This window comes from Lentzea sp. NEAU-D7, from assembly GCF_026242055.1.
In the GTDB taxonomy this organism is placed as follows: domain Bacteria; phylum Actinomycetota; class Actinomycetes; order Mycobacteriales; family Pseudonocardiaceae; genus Lentzea.
The window spans coordinates 202750-227869 of the sequence record NZ_JAPJDL010000003.1; the positions used below are offsets into that span (position 1 = coordinate 202750).

At 68.5% G+C, this 25120-nt stretch carries 27 protein-coding genes; 5 read left to right on the forward strand and 22 right to left on the reverse strand.

Features of this window, described 5'->3' with window-relative positions; genetic code table 11:
• Positions 1 to 14: 14 nt before the first annotated feature.
• From ORI60_RS07830 to ORI60_RS07850, 5 genes are read right to left on the reverse strand one after another with little or no spacing between them, the layout of a single operon-like run.
• Positions 15 to 773, reverse strand: a complete 759-nt coding sequence (locus ORI60_RS07830; RefSeq protein WP_266035828.1) for a hypothetical protein — start codon at positions 771 to 773, stop codon at positions 15 to 17.
• A complete protein-coding gene (locus ORI60_RS07835; RefSeq protein WP_266035830.1) occupies positions 770 to 1303 on the reverse strand; it encodes a SigE family RNA polymerase sigma factor in 534 nt (177 codons plus the stop codon). Before ORI60_RS07835 ends, ORI60_RS07830 begins: the two co-directional genes overlap by 4 nt.
• Before the next feature lie 57 nt (positions 1304 to 1360).
• The gene (locus ORI60_RS07840) at positions 1361 to 1942 is read right to left on the reverse strand and encodes a TetR/AcrR family transcriptional regulator (RefSeq protein WP_266035832.1); all 582 of its coding nucleotides are present in this window, start codon (positions 1940 to 1942) and stop codon (positions 1361 to 1363) included.
• A 27-nt stretch (positions 1943 to 1969) separates the two neighbouring features.
• Entirely contained in the window at positions 1970 to 2644 is a 675-nt protein-coding gene (locus tag ORI60_RS07845) for a hypothetical protein (RefSeq protein WP_266035834.1), read from the reverse strand.
• Positions 2645 to 2664: 20 nt separating this feature from the next.
• The gene (locus tag ORI60_RS07850; RefSeq protein ID WP_266035836.1) at positions 2665 to 3183 is read right to left on the reverse strand and encodes a SigE family RNA polymerase sigma factor; all 519 of its coding nucleotides are present in this window, start codon (positions 3181 to 3183) and stop codon (positions 2665 to 2667) included.
• Positions 3184 to 3366: 183 nt separating this feature from the next.
• Between ORI60_RS07850 and ORI60_RS07855 the strand changes: the two genes are divergently transcribed.
• Positions 3367 to 4308, forward strand: a complete 942-nt coding sequence (locus tag ORI60_RS07855; RefSeq protein WP_416234380.1) for a threonine aldolase family protein — start codon at positions 3367 to 3369, stop codon at positions 4306 to 4308.
• A gap of 1 nt (position 4309) precedes the next feature.
• Entirely contained in the window at positions 4310 to 4906 is a 597-nt protein-coding gene (locus ORI60_RS07860) for an HAD-IA family hydrolase (protein ID WP_266035838.1), read from the forward strand.
• Here the strand turns inward: ORI60_RS07860 and ORI60_RS07865 are convergent.
• The 9 genes from ORI60_RS07865 to ORI60_RS07905 all read right to left on the reverse strand — a co-directional run bounded on the left by ORI60_RS07865 (position 4850) and on the right by ORI60_RS07905 (position 12388).
• Positions 4850 to 5575 (reverse strand): potassium channel family protein, encoded by a 726-nt coding sequence (locus tag ORI60_RS07865; protein ID WP_266035840.1) that lies wholly within the window; start codon positions 5573 to 5575, stop codon positions 4850 to 4852. The two genes, ORI60_RS07860 and ORI60_RS07865, sit on opposite strands and share 57 nt — an antisense overlap.
• A gap of 38 nt (positions 5576 to 5613) precedes the next feature.
• Positions 5614 to 5763 (reverse strand): hypothetical protein, encoded by a 150-nt coding sequence (locus ORI60_RS07870; protein ID WP_266035842.1) that lies wholly within the window; start codon positions 5761 to 5763, stop codon positions 5614 to 5616.
• A 100-nt stretch (positions 5764 to 5863) separates the two neighbouring features.
• Positions 5864 to 6994: a pyridoxal phosphate-dependent aminotransferase gene (locus ORI60_RS07875; protein WP_266035844.1), complete on the reverse strand. Its 1131-nt coding sequence runs from the start codon at positions 6992 to 6994 to the stop codon at positions 5864 to 5866.
• 655 nt (positions 6995 to 7649) lie between these two features.
• Positions 7650 to 8825 (reverse strand): transglycosylase SLT domain-containing protein, encoded by a 1176-nt coding sequence (locus tag ORI60_RS07880; protein WP_416234373.1) that lies wholly within the window; start codon positions 8823 to 8825, stop codon positions 7650 to 7652.
• A gap of 1 nt (position 8826) precedes the next feature.
• Entirely contained in the window at positions 8827 to 9132 is a 306-nt protein-coding gene (locus ORI60_RS07885) for a hypothetical protein (RefSeq protein WP_266035848.1), read from the reverse strand.
• Positions 9133 to 9267: 135 nt separating this feature from the next.
• Positions 9268 to 10005 (reverse strand): ESX secretion-associated protein EspG, encoded by a 738-nt coding sequence (locus ORI60_RS07890; RefSeq protein ID WP_266035850.1) that lies wholly within the window; start codon positions 10003 to 10005, stop codon positions 9268 to 9270.
• A gap of 23 nt (positions 10006 to 10028) precedes the next feature.
• The gene (locus tag ORI60_RS07895) at positions 10029 to 11327 is read right to left on the reverse strand and encodes a WXG100 family type VII secretion target (protein WP_266035852.1); all 1299 of its coding nucleotides are present in this window, start codon (positions 11325 to 11327) and stop codon (positions 10029 to 10031) included.
• Between the two features lie 9 nt (positions 11328 to 11336).
• On the reverse strand, positions 11337 to 11927 hold the full coding sequence (locus ORI60_RS07900) for a DUF3558 domain-containing protein (protein ID WP_266036585.1): 591 nt from the start codon (positions 11925 to 11927) through the stop codon (positions 11337 to 11339).
• A gap of 2 nt (positions 11928 to 11929) precedes the next feature.
• Complete coding sequence (locus ORI60_RS07905) at positions 11930 to 12388, reverse strand: hypothetical protein (RefSeq protein ID WP_266035854.1); 459 nt, start codon at positions 12386 to 12388, stop codon at positions 11930 to 11932.
• Between the two features lie 374 nt (positions 12389 to 12762).
• Here ORI60_RS07905 and ORI60_RS07910 point away from each other — a divergent pair, with 374 nt between their 5' ends.
• Positions 12763 to 13611, forward strand: coding sequence for an AraC family transcriptional regulator (locus tag ORI60_RS07910; protein WP_266035856.1), 849 nt, complete (start codon positions 12763 to 12765; stop codon positions 13609 to 13611).
• Here ORI60_RS07910 and ORI60_RS07915 read toward each other — a convergent pair.
• Genes ORI60_RS07915 through ORI60_RS07930 form a run of 4 tightly spaced genes read right to left on the reverse strand, consistent with a single transcriptional unit; the run spans position 13601 to position 18635 of the window.
• Complete coding sequence (locus ORI60_RS07915; protein WP_266035858.1) at positions 13601 to 14509, reverse strand: ADP-ribosylglycohydrolase family protein; 909 nt, start codon at positions 14507 to 14509, stop codon at positions 13601 to 13603. The two genes, ORI60_RS07910 and ORI60_RS07915, sit on opposite strands and share 11 nt — an antisense overlap.
• On the reverse strand, positions 14506 to 15762 hold the full coding sequence (gene purD / locus ORI60_RS07920; protein ID WP_266035859.1) for a phosphoribosylamine--glycine ligase: 1257 nt from the start codon (positions 15760 to 15762) through the stop codon (positions 14506 to 14508). The genes ORI60_RS07915 and purD overlap by 4 nt, the downstream gene beginning before the upstream one ends.
• Positions 15763 to 15778: 16 nt before the next feature.
• Complete coding sequence (locus ORI60_RS07925; RefSeq protein ID WP_266036586.1) at positions 15779 to 16756, reverse strand: TAXI family TRAP transporter solute-binding subunit; 978 nt, start codon at positions 16754 to 16756, stop codon at positions 15779 to 15781.
• Complete coding sequence (locus ORI60_RS07930) at positions 16746 to 18635, reverse strand: TRAP transporter permease (RefSeq protein ID WP_266036587.1); 1890 nt, start codon at positions 18633 to 18635, stop codon at positions 16746 to 16748. The genes ORI60_RS07925 and ORI60_RS07930 overlap by 11 nt, the downstream gene beginning before the upstream one ends.
• A 196-nt stretch (positions 18636 to 18831) precedes the next feature.
• Here ORI60_RS07930 and ORI60_RS07935 point away from each other — a divergent pair, with 196 nt between their 5' ends.
• The gene (locus tag ORI60_RS07935) at positions 18832 to 20379 is read left to right on the forward strand and encodes a Na+/H+ antiporter (RefSeq protein ID WP_266035861.1); all 1548 of its coding nucleotides are present in this window, start codon (positions 18832 to 18834) and stop codon (positions 20377 to 20379) included.
• Between the two features lie 64 nt (positions 20380 to 20443).
• Complete coding sequence (locus ORI60_RS07940; RefSeq protein WP_266035862.1) at positions 20444 to 21541, forward strand: glycerophosphodiester phosphodiesterase; 1098 nt, start codon at positions 20444 to 20446, stop codon at positions 21539 to 21541.
• Here the strand turns inward: ORI60_RS07940 and ORI60_RS07945 are convergent.
• Genes ORI60_RS07945 through ORI60_RS07960 form a run of 4 tightly spaced genes read right to left on the reverse strand, consistent with a single transcriptional unit; the run spans position 21531 to position 25117 of the window.
• Positions 21531 to 22655 carry an LLM class flavin-dependent oxidoreductase gene (locus ORI60_RS07945; RefSeq protein WP_266035864.1) on the reverse strand — a complete coding sequence of 375 codons (1125 nt, stop codon included), beginning with the start codon at positions 22653 to 22655 and terminating at the stop codon, positions 21531 to 21533. The two genes, ORI60_RS07940 and ORI60_RS07945, sit on opposite strands and share 11 nt — an antisense overlap.
• Positions 22652 to 23617 (reverse strand): ABC transporter substrate-binding protein, encoded by a 966-nt coding sequence (locus ORI60_RS07950; protein WP_416234381.1) that lies wholly within the window; start codon positions 23615 to 23617, stop codon positions 22652 to 22654. The genes ORI60_RS07945 and ORI60_RS07950 overlap by 4 nt, the downstream gene beginning before the upstream one ends.
• Entirely contained in the window at positions 23610 to 24323 is a 714-nt protein-coding gene (locus ORI60_RS07955; RefSeq protein ID WP_266035866.1) for an ABC transporter ATP-binding protein, read from the reverse strand. The genes ORI60_RS07950 and ORI60_RS07955 overlap by 8 nt, the downstream gene beginning before the upstream one ends.
• Complete coding sequence (locus ORI60_RS07960) at positions 24308 to 25117, reverse strand: ABC transporter permease subunit (protein ID WP_266035868.1); 810 nt, start codon at positions 25115 to 25117, stop codon at positions 24308 to 24310. The genes ORI60_RS07955 and ORI60_RS07960 overlap by 16 nt, the downstream gene beginning before the upstream one ends.
• Between the last annotated feature and the right edge of the window lie 3 nt (positions 25118 to 25120).

Genomic DNA, 25120 nt, shown 5'->3' on the forward strand with positions numbered 1-25120 from the left:
AGTGCACCCGGGACTCACTCCCAGTTGATGCCGGGCTCCATGACCAGCTCTGTGAGCACTCCCACGCGCACCGGGACGGTCTCGCGCTGCCCGTTGCCGTTCGAGGGGTTGTAGGCGTAGGCGGTGATCTCCACGATGAGCCCGCTCTCGAACTGGCGCGCGACGGCGGCCTGCTGGACCTGGGGGGAGTCGTAGAGCTGCTCGACCGAGTGCAGGACCGACCCGTCCTCCTGCTTGACCTCCTGGCACGTCGTCGACCCGCCGCAGAAGGCGTTCTTGGAGAACGACTTCTTGGAGACCCGCACCTGCAACGCGGTCGGTCCGATGCCGTCGGTCAGGTACAGGAAGCCCGAGTACTCCTTCTCGTCCGGCTTCCACTCCGGCGCCCTCGTCGCGGACGGCGGGTAGACCGGGTTCCGGCCGGGGGCGAACGACGCGTAGAGCTCCTTGAAGTTCGTCATCCGGACCCCGAGCGACTCCACGAGCTTGTCGCCGATGCGCTGGGCCTTCCTCTCCGGCGACTCGGTGGGCGCCGACGACGAGCTCGTCTGGGTCTCGGCACCGAGCTGGGTGTCCCTGTCGCGCGGCAGCAGGCCGGGCAGCGACAACGACGCCACGGCGATCATCGCCGTAGCCACGCCCACAGCGACCAGCGCTCGTCGACGACTTTTTTTCTGCTCGACCCGCCTGATCAGGGTGTCGGGGTCGAAGTCGAGCGGCGGCTCGTCCCAGACGGCCAGCAGCATTCCCTCGCGGATCTCCTGCTCACTCACGACGCGACCCTCCCCGAACTGCTGTCGAGCTTCTCCACGATGGTGCGCAGCGTCGCGAGACCACGCGCCGTCTGGCTCTTGACCGTTCCCTCGGTGCACCCCATGGCCACAGCCACCTCGGCGACCGACAGGTCTTCGAAATAACGCAGCACGAGCACCGCGCGTTGACGCGGCGGCACCTGCAGCAGCGCGGTGTGCACCAGCTCACGTGCCCACAGCTTGGCGCTGGTCGTGTCCGGATCCACGGTGGCGTCCGCGGCGTCGGGCAGCTCCCCGTCGCGCTGCTCCGCGCGGCGCCACGGCCTGCGCTTCTCGTCCAGCCAGGTGCGCAACAGCACCTTGCGGGCGTAGGCGATCAGGTTGTCCAGGTCCTTGATGCGCTTCCACGCCAGGTACATCTTCATGAGGCTCGACTGCATCAGGTCTTCCGCTGTGTGCCAGTCGCCGCAGAAGAGGTACGCAGTACGTCGCAAAGACGCGGCATTGGCTGCCGCGAACTCGCGAAAGCCCTGTTCGTCGGCCTTGCGCATGCGTACCCCTCTCGCGTCCTCAACCAGGGGAACGCATCGGAGGAACGCGGGGTTGCATCACGCGTGACGGGAAAGAGCCGAACGGAGCATCCTGCCCGCCACCCCGCGCGGATCCGACTTGAGCTCGATGAACGAGTTGACCACCGAACCGTCGACCAGCGCGATCAGCTCCTCGACCCGGTCGCCGTCGACGTCGCGGCCCGAGCGGGCGAAGACGTCGGCGATCAGCTCGCGCAGCTCGGTCGACAGCGCGCGCATCAACGGCCGCAGGTACGGGCGGCGGCCGGTCGCGACGAGGCGTTCGTAGCGCAGCAGCACGGCCTCGATGTCGGTCGCGTCCTCGCCGACGAGCAGGTCGAGCATGAACTCGACGAGCACGTCGTCGGTCATCTTCTCCGGCATCGACGAGAGCCGTTGCCGGAAGCTCGCGAGCTCGCTGCGGCCGTGGAGCTCGACGGCCGCGGTGATCAGCTCGTCCAGCGAGTCGAAGTAGTACGTGGTCGACGCGAGCGGCAGACCTGCGCGTTCGGCGACCGCGCGGTGCCTGATCGCGTCGAACCCGCCCTCGGCGAACAGGCCGGACGCGGCCTCCACGAGCGCCTGCCGCCTGCGCTCACCCTTGGGAGTTGCTGCCGTCATAGTCGAGCCAGGGTACTGGGCGAAGGATCAGAACTTCGGGGCCAGTGCGTCCGCGAACCGCTTGGCCTGACCTTTCAGCTCGCCGTCGCCCTGCGTGAACACGTAGAGGTCCTGGCCCTTGGCGGTGCTCGTCTTCTCCGCGCCGGGCGGGGCCTCGAACGGCTGCGGCGTGACGATCGCGGTGATCGTCAGCCCGTCGATCTTGAACGCGGCCGAGCGGGAGTCGGGCGAGCAGGTCAGCGTGGGCGCGACGGCGAAGTCCGGTGAGACCGAAAGCTCGACGGCGAGGGCGTCGGCGAGCTCTCGGTCCACACCTGCACAGCCCTGCACTGTGCTTTCACTGGCCGAAAGACCAGTGCTTCCCGGCATCGACCCGTCCCCCTGCGTGGACTTGCCTTCACCGGAGAAGTTCGTGGGCGGTTGCGCCTCTAGTGGAGTCATCGGGGATTCTGCCGCGTTGTCCTGCTTATGCCCAGAACCCGCGCTGTTCGAAGTGCTCGTGTCTTGGCTTACCCAGCCGTTGGCGGCGAAAACCCCGCCGAAGCCGAGCACGACGACCAGTGTGGTGCCGGCCGCGATGGAGTTGCGCCGGCGCAGCGTGGCGCGGCGCGAGGCCTTGCGGACGTCGCCCGCGTCGAAGGACGCCGGTGGAGCGTCGTGTGCGGCGTCGCGGAACAGGTCCGCGAGCTTCTGCTCGTCCATCTACGTCCTCCTCTCGCTGGTCACGACGCCGGTCGCAGGTCGTCGATGGCGTCACCCAGAGCTTCCCGCAGTGCGGCGAGCCCTCGGGCGGTCTGACTCTTCACAGTTCCTTCCGAGCACTTCAGCGCCTCGGCCGTGGCCGTGACGTCGAGGCCCTCGAGGAACCTCAGCACGAGCACGGCCCGTTGCCTGGGCGGAACTCTGCGCAGGCCCTTCATCAACGCTTGGCGCGTCGCGACGGTGTCACCGATCTCGTTGTCCGTCGTCGGTGACTCCGGCATCTCGTCGGTGAACTTCTCGCGCCGCCACGCACGGCGTGACTCGTCGATCACCGCGCGCACGACGGTACGTCGGACGTAGGCGTCGAGGGCCTGCTTGTCCCTGATCTTCCGCCACCTCCTGTGCACCGCGACGAAGGCCGTCTGCGCGAAGTCGTCAGCGCGGTGCCAGTCGCCGCACAGCAGGTATGCCGTTCGGCGCACGGCCTCACGGCGAGCCACGAAGTACTCCGCGAACTCCTGCTCGTCGCGCTGATCCACGCGGACTGCTCTCCGCTCGTTCCTCGAGTTGCACTGACTGGACGGAAACTGAGGCACCAACGGTTGCACGAACCACCGGCGAGAGCTACATCACCCCCTCGGTCGCTCACCTGATGTGATGTGATCGGGGCTGTGACCCCCATTGACCTGCGCTCGGACACCGTCACCCAGCCCGACGAGGCCATGCGCCGCGCGATGGCGGCGGCCGAGGTCGGCGACGACGTCCTGGACCACGACCCGACGATGGCCGCCCTGGAGGAGCGGGTCGCCGGGCTCCTCGGGGTCGAGGCCGCGCTGTGGGTCCCCTCGGGCTCCATGGGCAACCTGATCGCCCTTTTCCTGCACCTGCAGCGCGGTGACCGGTTCCTCGCCCCGTTGGGCGCGCACGTGCTGGACGCCGAGCTCGGCACCGCCGCGTGGCTGGCCGGCGGGATGCCGCACGCGTTGCCGGTCCTCACCCCGGAGGCCGTGATCGCCGCCGGCGGTGGCGAGTCTCCTTACTACGGGCTGCGCACCACGTTGTTGTGCGTGGAGAACACGCACAACGCCTCCGGCGGCACGGTGACCTCCGTCGACGAGCACGCCGCCCTGGTCGCAGCCGCTCGTTCGATCGGGCTGGCGGTGCACCTCGACGGCGCGCGGCTGTGGAACGCGTCCGTCGCCCTCGGGGTGCCGCTGACGTCGCTGACGGCCGGCGTGGACACCGTGCAGGTGTGCCTGTCGAAGGGGCTCGGCGCGCCGGTCGGATCGGTCGTGGCCGGCTCCGCGTCGTTCGTCGTGGAGGCCCGTCGCGTCCGGAAGATGCTGGGTGGCGGCGTCCGGCAGGGCGGTGTGCTCGCGGCCGCGGGTCTAGTGGCTCTCGACCGGATCGACCGCCTGGCGGCCGATCATTCCAATGCCAATGGATTGGCTTCCGGGTTGAGGGCGCTGGGCTGGGAGGTGGACGAGCCCTCGACGAACATCGTGCTGGCGTCGGTACCCGATCTGGAGAAGACGCTGTTGTCGTTGCGCGATGTCGGGGTTCTGGCCAGTCCCATGTCGGGCAAGGTTCGGTTCGTGACGCACGGCGACGTGGACTCGTCCGACGTCGCCGAGGTGCTTCGCAGGCTGCGAGAGGACATCTGAGATGCGCTGGATCGTGTTCGACTTCGGCGAGGTGATCAGCCAGCGGAACCCGGCGCGGCCCGCCATGGCGGCGAAGCTCGGGGTGACGCTGGAGGTCTTCGAGACCGCCTACTGGGACCGCGACGCCTACGACCGCGGCGGATCCGACTCCGACTACTGGGGGCGGATCGGTTCCGCGCTCGGGCTGAGCCTCGACGACGCCCTGGTCCGCGAACTGACCGCCATGGACAACGCGGGCTGGCTCGACGATCCGGTGCTGGAGACCGTCGCGCTGATCGAGGACCTGGCGTCCCTCGGGGTGCCGCTGGCGCTGCTGTCGAACGCGCCTTCGACGCTGGGAAGGCTGGCCGAGAAGGTGCCGTGGGCCAAGCACTTCCGGCACCTGATCTTCTCGGGCGACATCGGCTGCGCGAAGCCGGACGCGGAGATCTGGAAGCACACGTCGTCCGTGCTCGGCTCGTCGGACGTGATCTTCTTCGACGACCGCGCGTCCAACGTGGAGGGCGCACTGGCCGCGGGCTGGGACGCGCGGCTGTGGACGTCAGCCGCTGCTGCGCGGGCTGAGCTCCTTGCGGAGTTCGGCGAGCTCCGCCCTTAGGTTCCGGAGCTCCTGCGCGGTCTCGAGCTCGGCTTCCTCGACACCGCGCAGCTTCTCCACGAGCCAGCTGGCGATCGTGCCGGTGATGACACCGAGCAACGCGATGCCGCCGACCATCAACAGCCCGGCGACGAGCCGCCCCTCACCCGTGACGGGGTAGCGGTCGCCGTACCCGACCGTCGACATGGTGGTCAGCGTCCACCACAGCGCGTCGCCGAACGTGGTGATGGTGGCGTTCTCCGCGTGCCTTTCCGCGTCCAGCACCGCGAGGCTCGCACAAAACGCGACGATCACCGTCACGCCCGCGACGTAAATGCCGACGCGTTGCCTGATCTTGTGCTGGAACTTCTTGTTCAGCAGCGTGATGACCGTGATGAGCCGAAGCACCCTGAGCTGCCGCACCATCGGCAAGATCACTGCCGCAAGATCGAAGATGTGCGTTCTCAAGAACTTCAGCTTGTTCTGCGCCAGGGTCAGCCTCATGACGAACTCGGCCGCGAACACGGCCCAGATCAGCCACAACACGATCTCCAGGGTGAAGTGCATCGCCCCGTGATCGTCGAAGACCTGCCACGCGTAGGCGGCGAGGAACACCACGGCGAGTGCCGTCAACGGCCACTCGACCTTTCGTTCCCACCGTTCGAGGCGGGCCTCGTTGGCTAACAACACCGCCTCATGGTGAGCGGTGCGTTCGCATTAATCCAGAGTCATCGCTTGGATTTGACGGCACCGTAAGCCGCCGTGCCTGCGAGGAGTAGTCCTCCAATCACAGCGAGCCAGAAAAGGCCTTTCACGACGGCGCCGACGACGGCCAGCACGATCCAGATCGCCACGAGCCACCCGATGATCGCCCACATAGGACCTCCCGTTCCTCGCTCTGTGAACGTCCGGCCGCCCGGATTTGTTGCTCTTGGTTTTTGGCCTTGGGCTTCGCGGGGCTGATGGGCTTGCGTTGGGTCAGAGCCAGGCCTTCAGCCGCCGCAGGGCCTCCTCGACGTCCTGCGTGGAGCCCGCGAACGACATCCGCACGAAGTGGTGCCCGTCCACGGGGTCGAAGTCGATCCCGGGCACGATCGCGACCCCGGTGTCTTCGAGCAGCTTCTTGCAGAACCCCATCGAGTCGTCCGTCAGATGCCGCACGTCCGCGTACACGTAGAACGCCCCGTCGGCCGGCGCGAGCTTGTCGATGCCGAGGTCCGTGAGCCCTTCGACCAGCAGGTCGCGGTTCACCTTGTACCGCTTGAGGTGCTCGGCCGTCTCCGCGTACGCGTCCTCGTGGAAGGCCTCGACCGCCGCGTACTGCGCCAGCGCGGGCGGACACAACGTGAAGTTGCCGGTCAGGCAGTCCACGGCCCGGCGCAACCGCTCCGGCAGCAACATCCACCCGAGCCGCCACCCGGTCATCGCGAAGGCCTTGGAGAACGAGTTGACGACGATCGCGTCCCGCGACGTCTCCCAGGCACACTTCAGCGGCTCGCCGTAGCTGATCCCGTGGTAGATCTCGTCGCTGATCAGCTGAACCCCGTTGGCGGCACACCACGCCGCGATCGGCTCGACCTCGGCGACGGTCCCGGTCGGGTTGGCCGGACTGGCCACGATCACACCCTTGAGCCCGGGATCGAGCATCTCGACCGTCGGCTGGAACCGCGTCTCCGGCCCACACGGCAACTCGACGACCTCGCACCCCAACGCCTTGAGGATGTTGCGGTAAGCCGGATACCCCGGCCGCGCCAAGGCCACCCGATCACCGGCGTCGAAGGCCGCGAGGAACGCGAGCGTGAACGCCCCCGACGACCCCGTGGTCACCACCACGTCGTCCGCCGACACGTCGAGGTCGTACTGCCGCTTGTAGTGCCCGGCGATGGCCTGCCGCAGCTCCGGAATCCCGAGCTGCTCGGTGTAGCCGAGCGCGTGCGCGTCCAGTGCGCGTGCCGCGGCCTCCCGCACCGGCCGCGGCGCGGGGCTAGACGGCTGGCCGGCGGCCAGGGAGATCACGTCACCGTGCGTCCGCTGCCTCCGCGCGGCGGCGGACAGCACGTCCATGACGTGGAAGGGCGGGACGTCGGCGCGGGCAGCCACGGTCAGCATGCCGTCAGGCTAACTGCCCGCTACCTCGCCACACCTCTGTCCGTCTCGCGGCTCACGTCCGGCAGGTTCGCGCGGCGCCTCGGATCGCCACCTCGGCCCGGCCGCGTCAGCTTTTACCCGAGATCCCCAAGTCCGAGTCCTCCCAGGTCCAAGTCCCCAGGTCCCAGTGCCCGATCTCTAGGTCCCGATCCTCAGGTCCTGTCCCAGACCCAGGCCTCTGGTCCCCGTCCAGCCTCGGGTGCCCGTCCAGCCTCCGGTCGCGGCCAGACCTCCGGTACCTGTCCCAGATTTCCGGCACCGGTCTCGGTCCCTGACCATCACCATCTCAGCCCCACTGCCGCAGCGCCCCGTCGTCAGAGCCCCGCCACTCCAGTCCTCGCCACCCCAGCACCCTGCGTCCTAGATCTCACCGGCCCGGCACCCTCGCCCCAGCGACCCAGCCTCCAGGTCCCATCACGTCAACTCACAACGTTCCTGGGCGCAACACCGTTGGTCGCACCCCCCGCGCTTCCGCAATATGCGGGCGCAGATAACAGTGTTTCAGGACATTCGTCACCCGTGTGGGTGTGGATAACCAACATCCCGCGCATTTCCGTCACGACTCACCTGACGAAGAAGTGCCGGATTCCGGACAAAGCTCACCCGATCGAGCGCACTAATACCCTTGGTAACCGCCGCCCTGGGACATCGCCTTCAGGCCGGGGTGTCCTTCGAAGCCGCCGTAGCGCGAGAACGTGTACCGGACACCCGCGATGATGTTGTCCACCGGATTCCAGATGTCGTCGTGGCCGGGCAGCTTGTGCGCGTTGAACGTCGAGTCGATGCACTGCATGAGGCCCTTGGAGGGCGTTCCCGCCTGGGCGTTGGAATCCCAGAGGTTGATGGCGTGCGGGTTGCCGCTCGACTCCTTCTCGATGATCTTCCAGATCTCGTCGATGTTCTCTTCGGTGACCGGGATCCCTGCGGCCTGGAGGATCTTGATGGCCTCGCGGATCCACTCCTCGACGTTGCCGGGAGGCGGGCTGCCGGAGGGCGGGCCGCCGCTGGAGCCGAGACCGCCCATGCCGCCGCCCTCACCTCCACCGCCTCCGCCACCGCCGCCTCCACCGGAAGCGCCGCCACCTCCTCCGCCGCCTCCGCCACCGTGGTTGGACGTGGTGGCCGGCGCGGGCTGCGGGTTCGGTGCGGACGAGGTCTTGGTCGACTCGTCCGGCGGTGGGGTCGGGGCCCACTCGACGGGCTTGCCGGGGGCCGGGGTGAAGGACTGGGTGTTCGGGTCCGCGAGCGACGAGAACTTCGGGGTCAGTGCTCCGGGGCGGGACTTCAGGGTGCCGGCGGCGGCGTTGACCGCGCTTTCCGCTTGGGACACAACGGGTTGGGCGTCGCTGGTGGCTTCGGCGCAGTAGCCGCGGATCACGCTGTCGACGTCTTCTTGTGGCTGGTTGTGCAGTTGCTGGCGCGCTTGGCGGGCGCGGCTCAGGAGGTTCTCGCAGATGCGGCTCATCGAGGTCTTCGCGGTTTCCAACGCGTTCGCGGCCGCCTCCAGGTCGGTCGCGGCGTTGTTGAGCGCTTCGGCCATCGAGGTGCCGCACTTGGTGACGCCGGCCATGTAGGCGATGAAACCGTCGGCGGACTTGCCTTCCCAGGCGCCGTCGAGTTGCGTGACGGACCGCTGCAGGACGTTCGTCTGGTCGCCGCACTTGCCCGCGGCCTGCTTCCAGCGGTTCGCGATGTCGCGCACGGCCTGGGGTTGTGCGGTCTCGATCTTGTCCGCGAGCGCGGCCAGGTCGGCGCCGCCGGGCAGCGCCGCGACTTCGTCCATCGCGCTCATGTCAGACCGCCTTCAAGGAGTTCTTGTTGGCTTCCTCGACGTCCGCGACGCCGGTCTGGATCGTGTCCAGCGCACCCTCGACCTTGCGCAGCACCTTTTCGGCCGCCTCGAACTCCTGCGTGCCCGCCTGGTCCATTGCGGACACCGCCGCGGAGATCGCACCGGACGATCCGAGCTTTCCGAAAATGTCCGGATTGCCGTACTGGCCGGAAAAGCCGTCACCGATCGCGCCGAATTGTCCGGCCTGACTGCTCACGGTCGTTCGGCACTGTTCCATGGCTTCAGTGTTGAACTTCGTCGCAGCCATGCGCGCCCTACCCCCTCAACGTCTGCTCACCGACTTTAGAACGAATTGCGTCGGGCAGTGCGCCGATTCGCTCTTTCGAGACGACGATGCCCGCCCGTCGAGTTCGACGGGCGGGCACGTGCGAGGGTTCCGTGATCAGACTTCCTGCAAAAGCTCCCAGATCGCTCCGGCGAGCCGATGGTTGTCGACCGGCGTGATGGTGCACCACTTGCGGCCGTCGCTGCTCGGCTTGAGCTGACGGAGATACCGCCCGTTGTGCGTGTCGTGGAAGGAAACGACGCGATCGGCACGCCGCCCGTTGCGTTGCGCGCCGAACTGTCCGCGCGTGGAGATGCCGTCGAGCATGCCGGCGAGCTCCTGGGCGTCACCGAGCCGCATGCCCCGCCGCTCCAGCGAGGTGATCATCGCCTGCGCGTCGAGCCCGACGTTCTTGGCAGCGGCCACCAGCTCGTCGTAGGGCATGCTGGTCGACCGCCCGAACCCGGCGGGCATCTCCCCGGCGACCGACACCGCGGCCTCGGCGAGCGCCGTGCCGCGGGCCTCGATCAACCACATCTCGTCGCGGTCCTGCACCGCCAGGATCGCCTCGTCCCCGATCGCCGCCGCGAGTCCGCTGATCTGCCGGTCGGCCCAGATCCACAGGTCGATCGACACCTGGTGGTTCGCCAGCAACGCGAACCCATCGGCGAGCTCGGGCACGACCCGCCCGTTGCGGGCGAGACCGCGCGCCTCCAGCGACTCCCAGGCCCGCTTCACCACCTCGGACTTCTCGGTGTGGGTGATGGAGGGAATCCGCGTGTCGAGCGCGACGTGCGCGGCCGGGAGGCGTTGCGCCTCCCAGACCACGGCGAACTCCACTGTGGACAGAACCACAGAACCTGGTGAGCTCAAGGGATCTACTTGTCCTTCGGGTCTTCGCCGATGACGGACTGAACCACCATGCGGTCATCACCGAACATCTCGTCGGAGTCGACGCCGTACTTGCGCACGTGCTCGCCGTCCTCCTCGCCCTCACCCCTGGCAGCGCTGGCCGCTGGCGACATGAGCGAACCAGCGCCCTTGCCACCAACACCGGCCTTACCGGCAGCAGCCGCAGCACCGCCACGATTCGCCTCGGGTCCGACGCCAGTGGCGCCGCCGGGCGTCATGGCGCCACCGGGTCCCTTGCCCGCAGCACCGGTACCGCCAGCACCAGCACCACCGGCTCCAGCACCGCCGCCACCAGCCTTGGTGCCGCCGATCGTGCTGGGCGCACCCTTCGGTCCAGCGGGCGCGATGGGCGTCTTGGGAGCCTGGCTGGGACCACGTCCACCACCGACGACCTGCGCTCCACGCGCGCTGGCCGCACCACCGGCGATGCCCGCGGCCGCGGCCGTCGCGGCGGCGAGGCCGATGGGCGGGGTGCCGAACGGCTTGGGCAGGCCGGGGCCTGCGGCGAGCGGGGTCGGCGTGCCGGTGCCGGGCATGACACCGGTGGCGTTGCCGGGCGTGCTCGGGATGGGGGCGCCTGGGACGCCGGGCGTGCCGGGGCTACCGGGCGAGCCGGTGAAGCCGGGGCCGCCGCCGTTGATGCCGGGAGGGCCGCCTGCGGGCATGCCGACCTGGGGACCGACGGGGGTGGCGACAGCAGAGCTGGCCACAACGATGTCGGGCGCCTGAGCAGGAGCGCGGAAGCCGTCGAGGGAGTTCTGACTGCCGGTGACGTATCCGTTCAGACTGTCGATCGCCTGCTGCCGAGCCCTGTTCGTCGCCTCGACCTCCTTGGCGTGGTCGGTCTCGATGCCGAAGAAGCCGCCGACCTTGTCCCCGAAGTTCTGCTCGGTGTCGCCACGCAGGTCCTGCGACGGAGGCGTGCTGTGACGGGCCTGGCTGGTGCTCTCACTCTGCTGCCTCATCGCCTGAGAGCTTTCGTTGGACGCCTGGCTGCTGTCGTCGAGACCTGCGGCGACCACGTCGGTCTTCGTGTGGCTCTTCTCAGCGGTGGCACCGCCCCACTCGATCTTGAGCGTCTTGAGCTGGTCCCGGATCGTCTGGTCGACCGACTCCAGAGTGTTGGCAAGGCTGCGCAGCGCCGCGGACGCTTCACCGAACTTGGAAGCGACCGAGGTACCTGAGAGCTTCTGGACCTCGCTCGCGAGATCCGCGTTGGACCAACCCTCGAAGTTCCAGTCAGTGAGCTGCCGATATCCCGACATGACTCCCCCTCACTTCAATGTCTTGAGCGTCGCAAGTGCGAGACCAGCGGCCTTGGCGGCCTTGCTGCAGAGCACGGCCTGGTCCTTCTCACCTGTCGTCAGCGGGATGTAGCTGACCATCAACTGCTGGCCATCGGCCACGTCGATCGCCACGGAGCAGTCGAAACCGCTGCCACCGGACAGTTCGATCTGTACCGCGCCGTAGTCGGCGACCCTGATGATTTTGGTGGTGAAGTTTCCACCCTTGAGCCAGTAGTCGACGCCGTTGTGCGTGACCCCGCCAATTGTGTAGGTGTAACGACCGGCGTTCTCGTAGTGACAGCTCGCCGATTCCTTGCCGTCCACGAGCTCGAGGTTCTCCGCCCTGGAAGACGACGTCTCGATCTGCGGCGTTTGGTCGGCGGTCAGCAGCTTGCACGCGTCCACCGAATCAACCTTCAGGTTCGCCGGACGCTCAGGCAGCTTGCCCGACGAGTCGTTGCCGGACGAGGTGTTCGTCTGCGGCGCAGGAGTAGGGGTCCCCTTCTCACCACCGCCACTGGTGCAAGCCGCCAGAATCGCCACGAAGGCCATTGCTGCGGCAAGCTTGGAGATACGCATCGTCACGCTTTCGGCTTGAACGTCGTCATGATCGCTTCTTCACTGAAGCCGTACTGCTCAGCCGAAGCCTTCAGCTGGTCCGAAAGACTCTCCAGAACCTTCATGTAGGCCAAAATCCGGTTCGCGTACGAGTCGTCGTGAAACAGCAACCGATCGTTCCAAGCATTCACGACGTCCGATGTGACCTGGCCGTCGGAGGCCACAATTCGCAGTTTGGGTGTGATTTTGACGTACGCCGCGTTGAGAAGCATCCACTGATCGTGGACGACCTTGCCTGCCTGAAGGACGGTGTCCTTCTCGACGTGGAACTTCTGGGTCCCGCCGCCCGCCAGGCTCTCCGAAACTCGGTCCATGACCGAGTTCGCGGCCTTCAGCGCGCTGACCGCACCGGCCATCGCGCCACCAGCCACCCCCGCAGCGGCACCGAGAACGGCTTCCGCCCCCACGCTCTCCTGTGTCACGACGTCCTACCCCCGTACGGTTGGTAACGGTTCGGTCCCGCTTCGCAGGTTACCAACGCCTGCGTAAGACGCACCTGTGGTTGGACGAAGACCACCCCTCGTTGGTTCCACATCACGGTCGGTGTCGTTCCTGGAGAGCACGCGTGAATCCTCAACACCCATTCCAGCAACCGCCGGTGAAGAAGCGCATCGGATTGATCATCGAGGTCATCTTTGCTCCGGCGTGCCGATCGAGAGCTGACATCACGGCGGCAGTGTTGATCAAAACCCTGCAGAGGCGGTAGCGCAGAAGGTCGCGGACGAGGTGCGCGAGGCGATCGGATAGGGCACAGCTAGTCGGGTGAGAACGCCACGAGCCCCATAGCGTTGAACACGTGCTAGAGCGACTCAACGAGGCCATGGCCCGCATCGAGGACGACCTCGAAGGAGAGGTGGACGTCAAGGTGCTCGCGCGGATCGCGGGGACCAGTGAGTACCACCTGCGGCGGATGTTCAGTGCGCTGGCGGGGATTCCGCTCAGCGAGTACGTCCGGCGCCGGCGGCTCACGAAGGCGGCGAACGAGGTCCTTAGTGGACACGGGTCGTTGCTCGACATTGCCGTCAAGTGGGGCTACGGGTCCAACGAGGCCTTTGCGCGGGCCTTCAAGGCCATGCACGGGATCGGGCCGCAGGAGGCTCGGGCCGGCAGGAAGGCGTTGCAGTCGCAGCAGATTCTCACGTTCAGGCTAGTTGTCGAGGGGAGTTCCAACATGGAGTACCGGGTTGTCGAGAAGGACGCGTTCCGGGTTGTCGGACGGGGGACGCGGGTGCCGTTGGTGCACTTGGGGATGAACCCCGCGATCGTCGAGTTCGTGAAGGGCATCGGGATGCCCACGCTCGACAGGATGAAGGAGCTGAGTGACGGGGAGCCCGCGGGGATGCTGGCGCTCACCTTCAACCAGGAGGGGGTCGAGGAAGGTGACATGCTCGACTACTTCCAGGGGGTGGTGACCAGCCGGGAGGCGCCGGAGGACATGGAAACCCTTGAGGTGCCCAAGAACACGTGGGCGGTGTTCACGGCTTCTGGGCCGTATCCCGAGACGATTCAGCACATGTGGCGGGACGTCTACACGCAGTGGTTCCCGTCCAACAGCTACGAGAGCGCTGAGGGGCCGTCGATGTTGCGCACGCAGATCGACGGTGACCAGGCCACTGCCGAGCTGTGGATTCCTGTCACCAGCTGAGCACCAGGCGTTCCATCACGTCTCGTAGTTCCAGCACGGCCAGCCACGCGTCGGGGATCACGTCCGTGCCGTCGCGGGCGCCGAGGATGTTGCCGCAGATCGAGCCCGTCGAGTCGGAGTCGCCCGAGTGGTTCACGGCGAGTCGGACGGCGTCGGCGAAGTTCTCGCCGACGAGGGCGGCGTGCAGGCCGATGGCCAGGGCTTCTTCGCCCACCCAGCCGCCGCCGAGTTCGGACTCGATCTCCTCCGGGGTCAACAGGCCGAGGCCCATCACCTTGTCCAGCAACGAGGTCTGTTCCTCGTGGCCTTCCCAGCGGACGAGTTCCGCGCGTGCCACGGCCACCGCCGAAACCAGGTCCGAGCCTGCCAGCAGGGCTTGGACGATCACTGCCAGAGCGCCTGCCGACAGGTAGCCGCTCGGGTGGTGGTGCGTCATGCGGGCGGTGTCCGCGGCCAGCGAGAAGACCTCGCGCACGTCGTCCGACCAGACGGCGACGGGGGCGGCGCGCATGACGCCGCCGCAGCCCTTCGAGTTGTTCTTCTCGTTGTGCTTCAACGCGGTGATGCACGTGTGGCCCGGCGCCCGCCGTGAGTGCAGGCGCTGGTCGGCCATCAGCCAGCCGTCGGAGGCGACCAGCGGGCCGCCCTGCGTGTGCAGCCAGCGCCCGTAGGCGGCCCGCACGGTCAGCCTCGGGTCCACTCCGTGCTGCCGGGCGAGGAGGAGACCCTCGAGGGTGAAGAGCACCATCTGGGTGTCGTCGGTGATCTCCAACGACGGCAGGTCGACGACGCCCGAAGGGCCGTGGAGGTGGCGGATCGTGTCGATCGACGAGAACTCGATCGGCGCGCCCAGGCCATCTCCCACGGCCCCGCCCAGCACACACCCGAGAAGGCTCACGGCAAGGTGATCTTGCCGTCGATGGCCTTCGACGCGATGTCGGAACGGTGGTGCGAGCCGGTGAGGTGGATGTCCGCGATGCGCTTGTAGGCGCGCTCGCGGGCCTTCGACAGCGACTTGCCGGTGCCGACGACGGACAGGACGCGGCCGCCCGCGGAGACCACGGCGCCGTCCTCACGGCGGCGCGTGCCGGCGTGCAGGACGCCGTCGGCCTCGGCGCCGGTGATCACGTCGCCCGTGCGCGGGAGGTTCGGGTAGCCCTCGGCCGCGATCACGACGGTCACGGCGTAGCCGTTCTCCCACTCCAGAGCGGGCAGCGACGCCAGCGAGCCGGTGGCCGCCGCCAGGAACAGCGCCGAGATCGGCGACTTCAGCAGTGCGAGCACCGACTGCGTCTCCGGGTCGCCGAAGCGGCAGTTGAACTCGATCACCTGCACGCCGGACGACGTCAGCGCCAGACCCGCGTACAGCAGGCCGACGAACGGGGTGTCCCGGGCGCGCAGCTCGTCGACCACGGGCTGCACGCACCGCGACACGATGTCGTCGACCAGGCCCTCCGGCGCCCACGGCAGCGGCGCGTAGGCGCCCATGCCGCCGGTGTTCGGGCCGGCGTCGCCGTCGCCCACGCGCTTGAAGTCCTGCGCCGGGATCAGCGGCACCACGGTCTCGCCGTCGGTGACGCAGAACAGCGACACCTCCGGGCCGTCCAGGAACGACTCCAGCAGCACCGGGTGGCCGCCGTCGAGCAACGTCATGGCGTGCGCACGGGCCGCGGCCAGGTCGGAGGTGACGACGACGCCCTTGCCGGCGGCGAGACCGTCGTCCTTCACGACCCACGTCGGCCCGAACCGCGCGAGAGCGGCGTCGAGGCGGGCGGGGTTGTCCACGACCTCGCTGTGCGCGGTCGGCACCTCCGCCGCGTTCATGACGTCCTTCGCGAACGCCTTCGAGCCCTCGATCCGGGCGGCGGCCTTCGACGGGCCGAAGCACGGGATGCCGAGGGCCCGGACCGCGTCAGCGGCCCCGACCACCAGAGGTTGTTCGGGGCCGATGACGACGAGATCGGCCTTCCACTCCTTCGCGAGGCCGGCGACGGCCGAGGCATCGGCGACGTCGACGCCGTAGATCTCGGCGTGCCCGGCTATGCCTGCGTTGCCCGGCGCGCACGCCAAAGCAGTCAGCTGCGGGTCGCGCGACAACGCGAGGACAAGGGCATGCTCACGGGCTCCAGACCCGATGACCAGGACGCGCACGAGGGCCCAGCGTAGTTCAGCCGAGCGCCTGCTTCGCCCCAGGGTGCAGCGGGACGGGGTCGGAGGCCGCGGCCTTGTCGCGAACGATGTCCTTCACGGCCGGGTGCACCTTCTCCAGGTCAGCCTTCTTGTCGAAGATCAGCTTGGTGACGGCGCAGGCGTTGTTGGCCGCGAAGTCCTCGCGGACGAGCAGCAGGTTCGGCACCACGATCGTGGAGACCTCGGCCACCCCGTAGGTCGCAGCCGGGATCGGCGCGGTGTCGTACACCGGGCTGATCTTCTTCATCTCCGGCAGCAGCGGGGTGATGTCGACGAACTTCACCCGGTCCTTCAGCGACGTCGTGATGTCCGTGATCTGCGGCGTCGGCAGCCCGCCCGACCAGATCAGGCCGTCGATGCTGCCGTCCTTCATGCCGTCCGCGGTCTTGGTCAGGTCGAGCCGCTGCGCCTGGACGTCCGAGTCGATGTTGAGGCCCGCCGACTTCAGCAGCCGTCCCGCGATCACCTCGGTGCCGGACTTCGGCGACCCGGTCGAGATCCGCTTGCCCTTCATGTCCGCGACGGAGTTGATCCCGGAGTCCGCGCGCACGAGCACCTGCGTGTAGTTCGGGTAGATCCGCGTCAGCGCCGCGATCTTCTCCTTCTTGCCGTTGAACGCCCCGGCACCGTTGACGGCGTCTGCGGCGGTGTCCGCCAGCGAGAACGCGATGTCGTAGGTGCCGGCGACGAGCTGCTGGATGTTCTGCACCGACGCACCGGTCTCGGCGGACGACGCCTTCAGCTTCGAGTTGTCGGAGATCAGCTTCGCCAGGCCGCCGCCGACCACGAAGTACACGCCACCGGAGTTGCCGGTCGCGATCGTGATCCGGCCGTCCGAGGCCTCGCAGGACGCACCGCCGCCCGAAGCGTCCGGAGTGGTGGGCGTGCGTTTGCCGCCACACCCGGAAACCACGAGCGCCAAAGCGATCGCACCGATCGCGTACTTACGCAGCATCACGAACCCTCCCACGGGTCACCAGGTGTACCGCGACGGCCACCACGAGGAACCCGGCCCCGATGGCGATCGTCAACGGCTGCAGGTAAAGCAGGAACAACGCGGCCGGCACGCACAGCGCGCGCTCCGGCCAGCGAGCGGGACCGAACAACCAGCCGCCCGTCAGCACGGCGAGCGCGGCCACCCCGAGAGCGGACGCTCCGAACGCCCACACCGAGTCCAGCAGCGGCCCGCGCAGCAGCAGAGCGGCGCCGGCGTCGGTCAGCACGAACGCCAGCGGCACGAGGAACGCGGGCAGCGTGTACTTCCACGTCTGCCACATCGTCTTCATCACGTCGCCGCCGGTCAGCGCCGCGGCGGCGACGGCGGCGAGGGCGGTCGGCGGTGTCACCTCGGACAGCACCGCGTAGTAGAAGATGAACATCGCGGTCTCGGCCGGCTCGACGCCCAGCGTGATCAACGCCGGTCCGATGACGACCCACGAGATGATGAACGACGCCGTCACCGGCACCGCCAGGCCGAGCACGGACACCGCGACGGCCGCGAGCACCGCCGTCAGCATCAGCACCACGACGGGCTCGGACGTCAGGGCCGAAGCCAGGTCGACGAGCGACCCCGCAAGCGCTTGCCCCAGCCCGGTCTTGGTGATGGTCGAGGTCACGACACCGGCCGCCGCGCACACCGCGATCACCGGGAACGCCGAGCGCACGCCCACGGACAGCGCGTCCGCGATCAGCTTCAGCCACTCGTGCCGGTGGTTGATCAGCGCGAACAGCGCGGCCACGCCCGTCGCGTACACGACGGCCTTGTAGACCGGGATGTCCATCGCGAGGAACACGATGATGATCCCGAGCGACAGGAAGTGGTACCAGCCGAGCTTCAGCACGTCGAAGAACCGCGGCGCGTCCACGTCGACCGGCCGCGCCCCGAACCGCCGCGCGTCGGCCTCCACGGCCAGGGCGATGCCCAGGTAGTAGAGCAGCGTCGGGATGATCGCCCAGATCAGCACCGACAGGTACGAGACCTGCAGGTACTCGGCGATGATGAACGCCGCCGCGCCCAGCGTGGGCGGCGAGAGGATCGCGCCGATGCCGGACGCCGCGAGCAGGCCGCCCGCGTTCTCCTTGGGATATCCGGCCTTCTGCAGCATCGGCCACGTCACGGCGCCCAGCGACACCGTGGTCGCCGTGCCGGAGCCGGACACCGTGCCCAGCAGGAAGCCCGCGGTCGCCGCCGTGCGGCCGGGAGCGGTCCGCGACTTGCGGAAGGCGGCGAAGCTGACGTCCACGAAGAACTTGCCCGCGCCCGACGCGTTCAGCACGGCGCCGTAGATCGTGAACAGCACGATGTAGGTCGCCGCGACGTCCAGCGGCGTGCCGTAGAACCCGCTGGCGTCGTTGAAGAAGCCGTTGATGATCTGGGGGAAGTCGACGCCGGAGTGCGCGATCGACCACGCCGGCGGCAGGAACCCGCCGTAGTAGGCGTAGGCGATGAACGCGAGGCAGACCACCGGGAGCACCCAGCCGGTCGTGCGCCGGCACGCCTCCAGGATCAGCACCAGCAGCACCGAGCCCGCGACGACGTCGAGCGTCGAGAGCTGGCCCTGCCTGTTCAGGAACTCGTCGAAGCCCCCGAACAGCGGATAGGCGCCGGCCACGAAGGCCGCACCGGCCAGCACCCAGTCCCACCAGGGCGGCGCGTGCCCGCGGCCGTAGGCGAGGAACACCAGCGGCAGGGTCACCGCCAGGAAGATGATCAGGTAGTACTGGCTTCCCTTGGCGAACGGGAAGAACACCTGCTTGAGCACCAGGAGGGCGATCAGCAGGCCGGCGATCCACAGCGCCCGCTCCCACCTGGGTGAGAGCGAACGCGACGGCATCTCCTCGTCGTGCTCCGCGACGATGCGGGCGAGGTCCGGGTTGGCCACGGACCGACCGTACTGTGGGGGCGATCACAGCAGCAGAGGATCAATCCAAAGGAACTGCAAAGACTCATCCGGCGGAAGTGTCCACATAGCACCGGCGCCACTGCTCGCCCGGCGCGGACGAGCGCCGGTTGAGCGCAAAATGAGCGGCATGTACGGGCCTGAGCTTCTGCTGCTGCTCCTCGGGGCGTTGATCGTCACGGCCGTCGCGCGCCGGTTGAACTGGTCGGCGCCGCTGGTCCTCGTGGCCGTCGGCCTGATCGTCTCGTTCATCCCGGGCGTGCCGGAGTTCGAGCTCGATCCGCACCTGATCCTGCTGGTGGTGCTGCCGCCGCTGCTCTACAGCGCGGCGCTGGACAGCTCCTACCTCAACATCCGCGCGAACCTGCGTCCGATCGGTCTCCTCGCGGTGGGGCTCGTGCTGTTCACGACGTTCGTCGTGGGCGTCACGGCGAAGCTGGTCTTCCCGGACCTGCCGTTCGCCGCCGCGCTCGTGCTGGGCGCGGTCGTGGCGCCGCCGGACGCCGTGGCGGCCGTCGCGATCGGCCGCAAGCTCGGGTTGCAGCGCCGCGCGATGACGTTGCTGGTCGGCGAGAGCCTGATCAACGACGCGACGGCGCTGACGGCGTTCAAGGTCGCGGTGGCGGCCGCGGCGGGCGCGGCGATGCACCCGCTCGACGGGGTGTGGATGTTCGTGAAGGTGACGATCGGCGGCATCGCGATCGGCCTGGTCGTCGGGATCGTCGTCCGCTTCCTGCGCAAACGGCTCTGCGAGGGCGTGTTGGAGAGCGCGCTCGGCCTGCTCGTGCCGTTCGGCGCCTACCTGCTCGCGGAAGAGGGTTTCCACGTCTCCGGTGTCCTCGCGGTCGTCGTCGCCGGCCTCTACATCGGCCACAACGCCCCGCGCGGCAGCTACACGACCCGCCTGCAGGACGGGGCGGTGTGGCGTTCGGTGGACGCGCTGATGGAGTCGTTCGTGTTCGCGCTCATCGGGCTGCAGGTGTCGTCGATCATCAGCGCCGCCGACCTCAACGCCGCCCTGCTGCTCGGCGCGGGGGCGGTGCTGCTGGCCACGGTCCTCGCCCGGTTCGTGTGGATGTACCCGGCGTCCTACCTGCCCGTCCTGCTGAACAAGAAGATCAGGGAACGTGAGGGCGTGCCGCACCTGGGCCAGGTGACGGTGATCTCGTGGACCGGCATGCGGGGTGTGGTGACGCTGGCCGCGGCGGCCGCGATCCCGCAGGACGTTCCCGGCCGCGACATCATCGTGTTCTGCGCGTTCGTGGTCACGGTCGCGACGCTGCTGCTGCAGGGCACGACGTTGCCGTGGCTGATCAGCAAGATCGGCTTCGCGGGGGACGACGCCCGCAAGGACGCGCTGGCCGAGGCGCAGGTGCAGCACCGGGCCGCGCAGGCCGCGGTCACCAGGCTCGACCAGGAGACCGAGGACGTCCCCGACCACGTCCGCGACCAGCTCCGGTCGCTCGCCGAGCACCGCGGCAACGCCGCGTGGGAACGGCTCGGGCGGCAGGACGAGGAGAGCCCGGCGGCCGCGTACCGGAGGCTGCGCCGGGTGATGCTCAGCGCGGAACGTGACGAGTTCGTCAAGGCCAGGGACAAGGGCGAGATCGACGACGAGGTGCTCTTCCGCGTGCTGCGGGAGCTGGACCTGGAGGAAGCCGCACTGTCCCGTGAGTAACCGTTCACCTGCATTTCGTGTTGCGATGCTTGGGTGCGCTCTCAACACAACGGGAGGTCGAACGATGAACCCCAAGGGGATCGGACGCAGAGGTCTGGCCGCCGTGGTCCTCGTGTTCGCGGGTGCGGTGGTGGCGTCGCTGCCGTCCGCCTCGGCACATGACGACAAGGGTCCGATCGTCATCGGGCACCGCGGCGCTTCGGCGTACCGGCCCGAGCACACGCTCGCGGCGTACGAGCTCGCCGCGCGCATGGGTGCCGACTTCATCGAGCCGGACCTGGTGCCCACCAAGGACGGCAAGCTGGTCGCCCGGCACGAGAACGAGATCGGCGGCACCACCGACGTCGCCACCAAGGCGCAGTTCGCCGACCGCAAGAAGACCAAGACCATCGACGGCGTCGCCGTCACCGGCTGGTTCACCGAGGACTTCACGCTCGCCGAGCTGAAGACGTTGCGCGCCGAGGAACGCATCCCGGCGATCCGCCCGCGCAACACGCTCTACGACGGCCGGTTCGAGGTGCCGACGCTGCAGGAGGTCATCGACCTCTCCAAGCGCCTGTCCCGCGAGCTGCGCCGCGAGATCGGCATCTACCCCGAGACCAAGCACCCGACGTACTTCAAGTCGATCGGTCTCGCGCTGGAGCCGAAGCTCGTCGACGTGCTGAACCGCAACGGCCTCAACCGGAGCAGCGCCAAGGTCTACGTGCAGTCGTTCGAGGTCGCGAACCTCAAGGAGCTCAACCGGTCGCTGCGCGTGCCGATCGTGCAGCTCGTCAACGGTTCCGGCGCGCCGTACGACTTCGTCGTGGCGGGTGACAAGCGCACCTACGCCGACCTGGTCACCCCGGCGGGTCTGCGCGAGATCCGTTCCTACGCGGACGGCGTCGGCCTCACCAAGGACATCATCATCCCGCGTGACGCCGGCGGCTTCCTCAAGGCGCCGACGACCGTCGTGAAGGACGCCCACAGGGCCGGTCTGGTCGTGCACTCCTGGACGTTCCGCAACGAGAACTCGTTCCTGCCCGCGGACTTCCGGTCCTCGACCGACCCGGCCGCGTACGGCCGGGCCTTCGAGGAGTACGACCTGTTCTTCAAGCAGGGCGTCGACGGCGTGTTCGCGGACAACCCCGACACGGCCGTGGAGGCCAAGGTCAAGCGCTAGCGAGTGCGAGCGTGCGGTCCCCGTCGAGCAACCCTCGTTGCCTCAGCAGGGGCCGCACGCCCTCGCCGAACCAGTAGGCCTCTTCCAGGTGCGGGTAGCCGGACAGCACGAACTCGTCGATGCCGACGGAGTGGTACTCCTCGATGAGGTCCGCGACCTCGGAGTGCGAGCCCACCAGCGCCGTTCCCGCGCCACCGCGCACGAGCCCGACGCCGGCCCACAGGTTCGGGTAGACCTCCAGACCGCGCACCCCGCGGCTCAGGTCACCGCCGTGCAGTGCGAGCATCCGTTGCTGTCCAACGGATTCCGACGCGCCGAGCTGTTCCTGCGCCTTCGCCACCGCGGCCGGGTCCAGCGCGTCGAGCAGCTTCGCGGCCGACGCCCACGCCTCCGACGACGTGTCCCTGCTGATCGTGTGCAACCGGATGCCGAACCGGATCGGGCGGTCGGTCAGCGCCCGCACCCGCGCGATCTTCGCCGCCACGTCCTCCGGCGGCTCGCCCCAGGTCAGGTAGACGTCGGCGCGGGCGGCCGCCACCGGCAGGGCGGCGTCGGACGAGCCACCGAAGTAGATCGGCGGCACCGGGTCCGGCGCGGCCAGCACGGTCGCGTCCTGCACCTGGTAGTGCTCGCCCTGGAACGTGTACGGCTTGCCGGTCCAGATCCCGCGCACCACCTGCAGGAACTCGTCGGTGCGCGCGTACCGCTGGTCCTTGTCCAGCCAGTCACCGAACCGGCGCTGCTCCACGGAGTCGCCGCCGGTGACCACGTTGAGCAGCAACCGGCCGCGCGAGATCCGCTGGTACGTCGCGGCCATCTGCGCCGCCAGCGTCGGCGACAGCACGCCGGGCCGGAACGCCACCAGGAACTTCAGCCTCGTCGTCTGCGCGATCAACGCGGACGTGGTCAGCCAGGCGTCCTCGCACCACGTTCCGGTCGGCGTCAGCACGCCGGTGAACCCGACCTGCTCGGCCGTGCGCGCGATCTGCGCCAGGTAGTCGATGTCCGGCTCACGACGTGCCCCGGCGGCGGGCGCGCGGTTGGCGTGGAAGTGCTCCACGACCGTGCGGCCGTCACCGGACGTCGGCAGGAACCAGTGCAGCGTGATGCTCATGCCAGATCTCCCTGGAACCTCGTGTCCACGAACTTCGCGAAGTCGACCTTGCCGGGCAGTGTCTTGTCCTCGGTGAACGCGTCCGCGAGCTCCTGCTCGGACCTGATCACCGTGTCGTCCAGCTTCACCACCGCGTCGCCGTTGCGGTTCACCGCGGCCAGCGCGACCTCGTACTTCAGGCCCGTCTCCGCGGCCCACGCCTTGGCCCACTCCTCGCGGTGCGTGTCGGCCCACTTCTGGGCCTTGTAGTAGCGGATCAGGTACTCCTTCAGCGCCGGGTTCTTCCCCTTGTCGTCCAAGGCCTTCCTGCCGGCGACCTGGAAGCCGTACCCGTTCGACTTCCCCTCGCCGGTGGTGAGCACGCGCGCCTTGGCCTCCTGCTGCGCCTGTGCGGTGTAGGGGTCCCAGACCGCCCACGCGTCGACCCGGCCCTGCGTGAACGCGCCGTACGCGTCGGCGGGCTGCAGGAAGTTCAGCGTGACGTCCTTGGTCGTGAGACCGGCCGAGCGCAACGTCAGCAGGATCTGGCCGTGCGCCGAACTCCCCTTGGCCACAGCGATGTTCTTGCCCCTCAGGTCGGCGACCGCGCGCAGCGGCGAGTTCTCCGGCACGAGGATCGCGTCCGCCTCGACCTGGCCCTTGGAGACGCCGATCGCGGCGATCTTGGCGTTCGCGGCCGCGGCGAAGATCGGCGGTGTGTTGCCGACCGCGCCGACGTCGATGGCACCGGCGGAGGCCGCTTCGAGCAGGGGCGGACCGGAGGTGAAGGTCGACCACTCGATCTTGTACGGGAAGTCGTCCAGCAGGCCGGCCGCGGTCAGCACCGACTTGGCGCCGCCCTTCTGGTCACCGACCTTGAGGACGACGTCGGCGGCGGGCGTGTCCGCGGACTGCGTGCCCGTCGAGCACCCGGTGGCGAAGAGGATCGCGGCCAGCAGGCCGAGCAGGCTTCTGTCACGCAGCTTCTTCAACGTCCACTCCAAGGTCAGCGAGCACGCGGGTGCGTTGCTCCACAACGGATGCCCGGCGGCGCGGGCGGGGCAGGGCGACGTGGTGGGTCGCGACGATCCGGCCCTCGTCGAGCACGAGGATCCGGTCGGCCAGCAGCAGCGCCTCGTCGACGTCGTGCGTCACGAGCAGCACGGCGGGCTTGTGCCTGGCCCACAGGTCTTCCACCAGGTGGTGCATGGCGAGCCTGGTCAGCGCGTCCAGCGCGCCGAACGGTTCGTCGAGCAGCAGCACGTCCGGTTCGCGCACCAACGCCCGTGCGAGCGAGACCCGTTGTGCCTCACCGCCGGACAACGTCAGCGGCCACGCGTCGGCGTGGTCGGTCAGCCGCACTTCTTCCAGCGCTTTCAGGGCGATCGCGCGGCCGTTCGGCTTGTGCAGGCCCAGCGAGATGTTGCGCCAGACCTTGCGCCACGGCAGCAGACGCGGCTGCTGGAACGCGATCGACACCGTGCCGGGGACCTCCGCCTCGCCTCCGACCTCGCGGTCCAGGCCGGCGAGGATGCGCAGCAACGTCGACTTGCCGCACCCGCTGCGTCCGAGCAGCGCCACGAACTCACCGGGCTCGACCTCCAGGTCGATGCCGTCCAGCACCGTTCGAGCGCCGAAGGCCTTGTGCAGACCTCGCACGCTCACGGCCGGCTTCACCGGGCTCGCCATCGCAGGATCCTCCTTTCCAGCAACCGCACCAGGGCGTCCGTCGTAAGGCCGAGCAGCGCGTAGACCACGAGGCCGACGACCACGACGTCGGTGCGGAGGAACTCACGGGCGTTGTTGATCAGGAAGCCGAGACCGGCGTCGGCGTTGATCTGCTCGGCGACGATCAGCGACAGCCAGGCGGTGCCGAACGCGATCCGCAGTCCCACCAGGGTCTGCGGCACGGCGGACGGCAGCACGACGTGCACGATCCGCTCGAACCGGCTGTAGCCGAGCACCCTGGCGGCCTCGACCAGACCGGGATCGGTCTGCCGGATGCCCGCGTGCAGGTTGAGGTAGAGCGGGAACGCCACCCCGGCCGCGACCAGCGCGAGTTTCGGCTCCTCACCGATGCCGAACCAGAGGATGAACAACGGGATCAGGCCGAGGTGCGGCAGCGTCCGCAACATCTGCACGGGCGGGTCCAGCAATGTCTCGCCCCAACGGGAAAGGCCGGACACGAGCCCGAGAACGACCCCGGCAAAACCGCCTATCAGAAATCCGAACAGAACACGCGTGATGGACACGGCGAACGCCTCGCCCAATTGGCCGTCCGCGACCAGCTCACCGGCGGCCTGTGCGACGGTGAGCGGAGAAGCGAGCTTGTCGGGCGACAGCACACCCGTTGAGCTGGCCAGTTGCCACAGCAGCACCAGCGCGACAGGGCTGATCCACCGCAGCGGCAGCGTGAACTTCCGCGTCTGCACGGGCGTCGCGGTTTTCGGCCGCGCGGCCACTCCTGCTATGGACAAGGTCATGGG

Coding starts and splice junctions, on each gene's coding strand:
- ORI60_RS07835 (WP_266035830.1), bottom strand. CDS start 1,303: ATGCGCAAGGCCGACGAACAGGGCTTTCGCGAGTTCGCGGCAGCCAAT.
- ORI60_RS07840 (WP_266035832.1), bottom strand. CDS start 1,942: ATGACGGCAGCAACTCCCAAGGGTGAGCGCAGGCGGCAGGCGCTCGTG.
- ORI60_RS07845 (WP_266035834.1), bottom strand. CDS start 2,644: ATGGACGAGCAGAAGCTCGCGGACCTGTTCCGCGACGCCGCACACGAC.
- ORI60_RS07855 (WP_416234380.1), top strand. CDS start 3,367: ATGCGCCGCGCGATGGCGGCGGCCGAGGTCGGCGACGACGTCCTGGAC.
- ORI60_RS07860 (WP_266035838.1), top strand. CDS start 4,310: ATGCGCTGGATCGTGTTCGACTTCGGCGAGGTGATCAGCCAGCGGAAC.
- ORI60_RS07870 (WP_266035842.1), bottom strand. CDS start 5,763: ATGTGGGCGATCATCGGGTGGCTCGTGGCGATCTGGATCGTGCTGGCC.
- ORI60_RS07875 (WP_266035844.1), bottom strand. CDS start 6,994: ATGCTGACCGTGGCTGCCCGCGCCGACGTCCCGCCCTTCCACGTCATG.
- ORI60_RS07880 (WP_416234373.1), bottom strand. CDS start 8,825: ATGAGCGCGATGGACGAAGTCGCGGCGCTGCCCGGCGGCGCCGACCTG.
- ORI60_RS07885 (WP_266035848.1), bottom strand. CDS start 9,132: ATGGCTGCGACGAAGTTCAACACTGAAGCCATGGAACAGTGCCGAACG.
- ORI60_RS07895 (WP_266035852.1), bottom strand. CDS start 11,327: ATGTCGGGATATCGGCAGCTCACTGACTGGAACTTCGAGGGTTGGTCC.
- ORI60_RS07900 (WP_266036585.1), bottom strand. CDS start 11,927: ATGCGTATCTCCAAGCTTGCCGCAGCAATGGCCTTCGTGGCGATTCTG.
- ORI60_RS07925 (WP_266036586.1), bottom strand. CDS start 16,756: ATGCTGCGTAAGTACGCGATCGGTGCGATCGCTTTGGCGCTCGTGGTT.
- ORI60_RS07930 (WP_266036587.1), bottom strand. CDS start 18,635: ATGCCGTCGCGTTCGCTCTCACCCAGGTGGGAGCGGGCGCTGTGGATC.
- ORI60_RS07935 (WP_266035861.1), top strand. CDS start 18,832: ATGTACGGGCCTGAGCTTCTGCTGCTGCTCCTCGGGGCGTTGATCGTC.
- ORI60_RS07940 (WP_266035862.1), top strand. CDS start 20,444: ATGAACCCCAAGGGGATCGGACGCAGAGGTCTGGCCGCCGTGGTCCTC.
- ORI60_RS07945 (WP_266035864.1), bottom strand. CDS start 22,655: ATGAGCATCACGCTGCACTGGTTCCTGCCGACGTCCGGTGACGGCCGC.
- ORI60_RS07955 (WP_266035866.1), bottom strand. CDS start 24,323: ATGGCGAGCCCGGTGAAGCCGGCCGTGAGCGTGCGAGGTCTGCACAAG.
- ORI60_RS07960 (WP_266035868.1), bottom strand. CDS start 25,117: ATGACCTTGTCCATAGCAGGAGTGGCCGCGCGGCCGAAAACCGCGACG.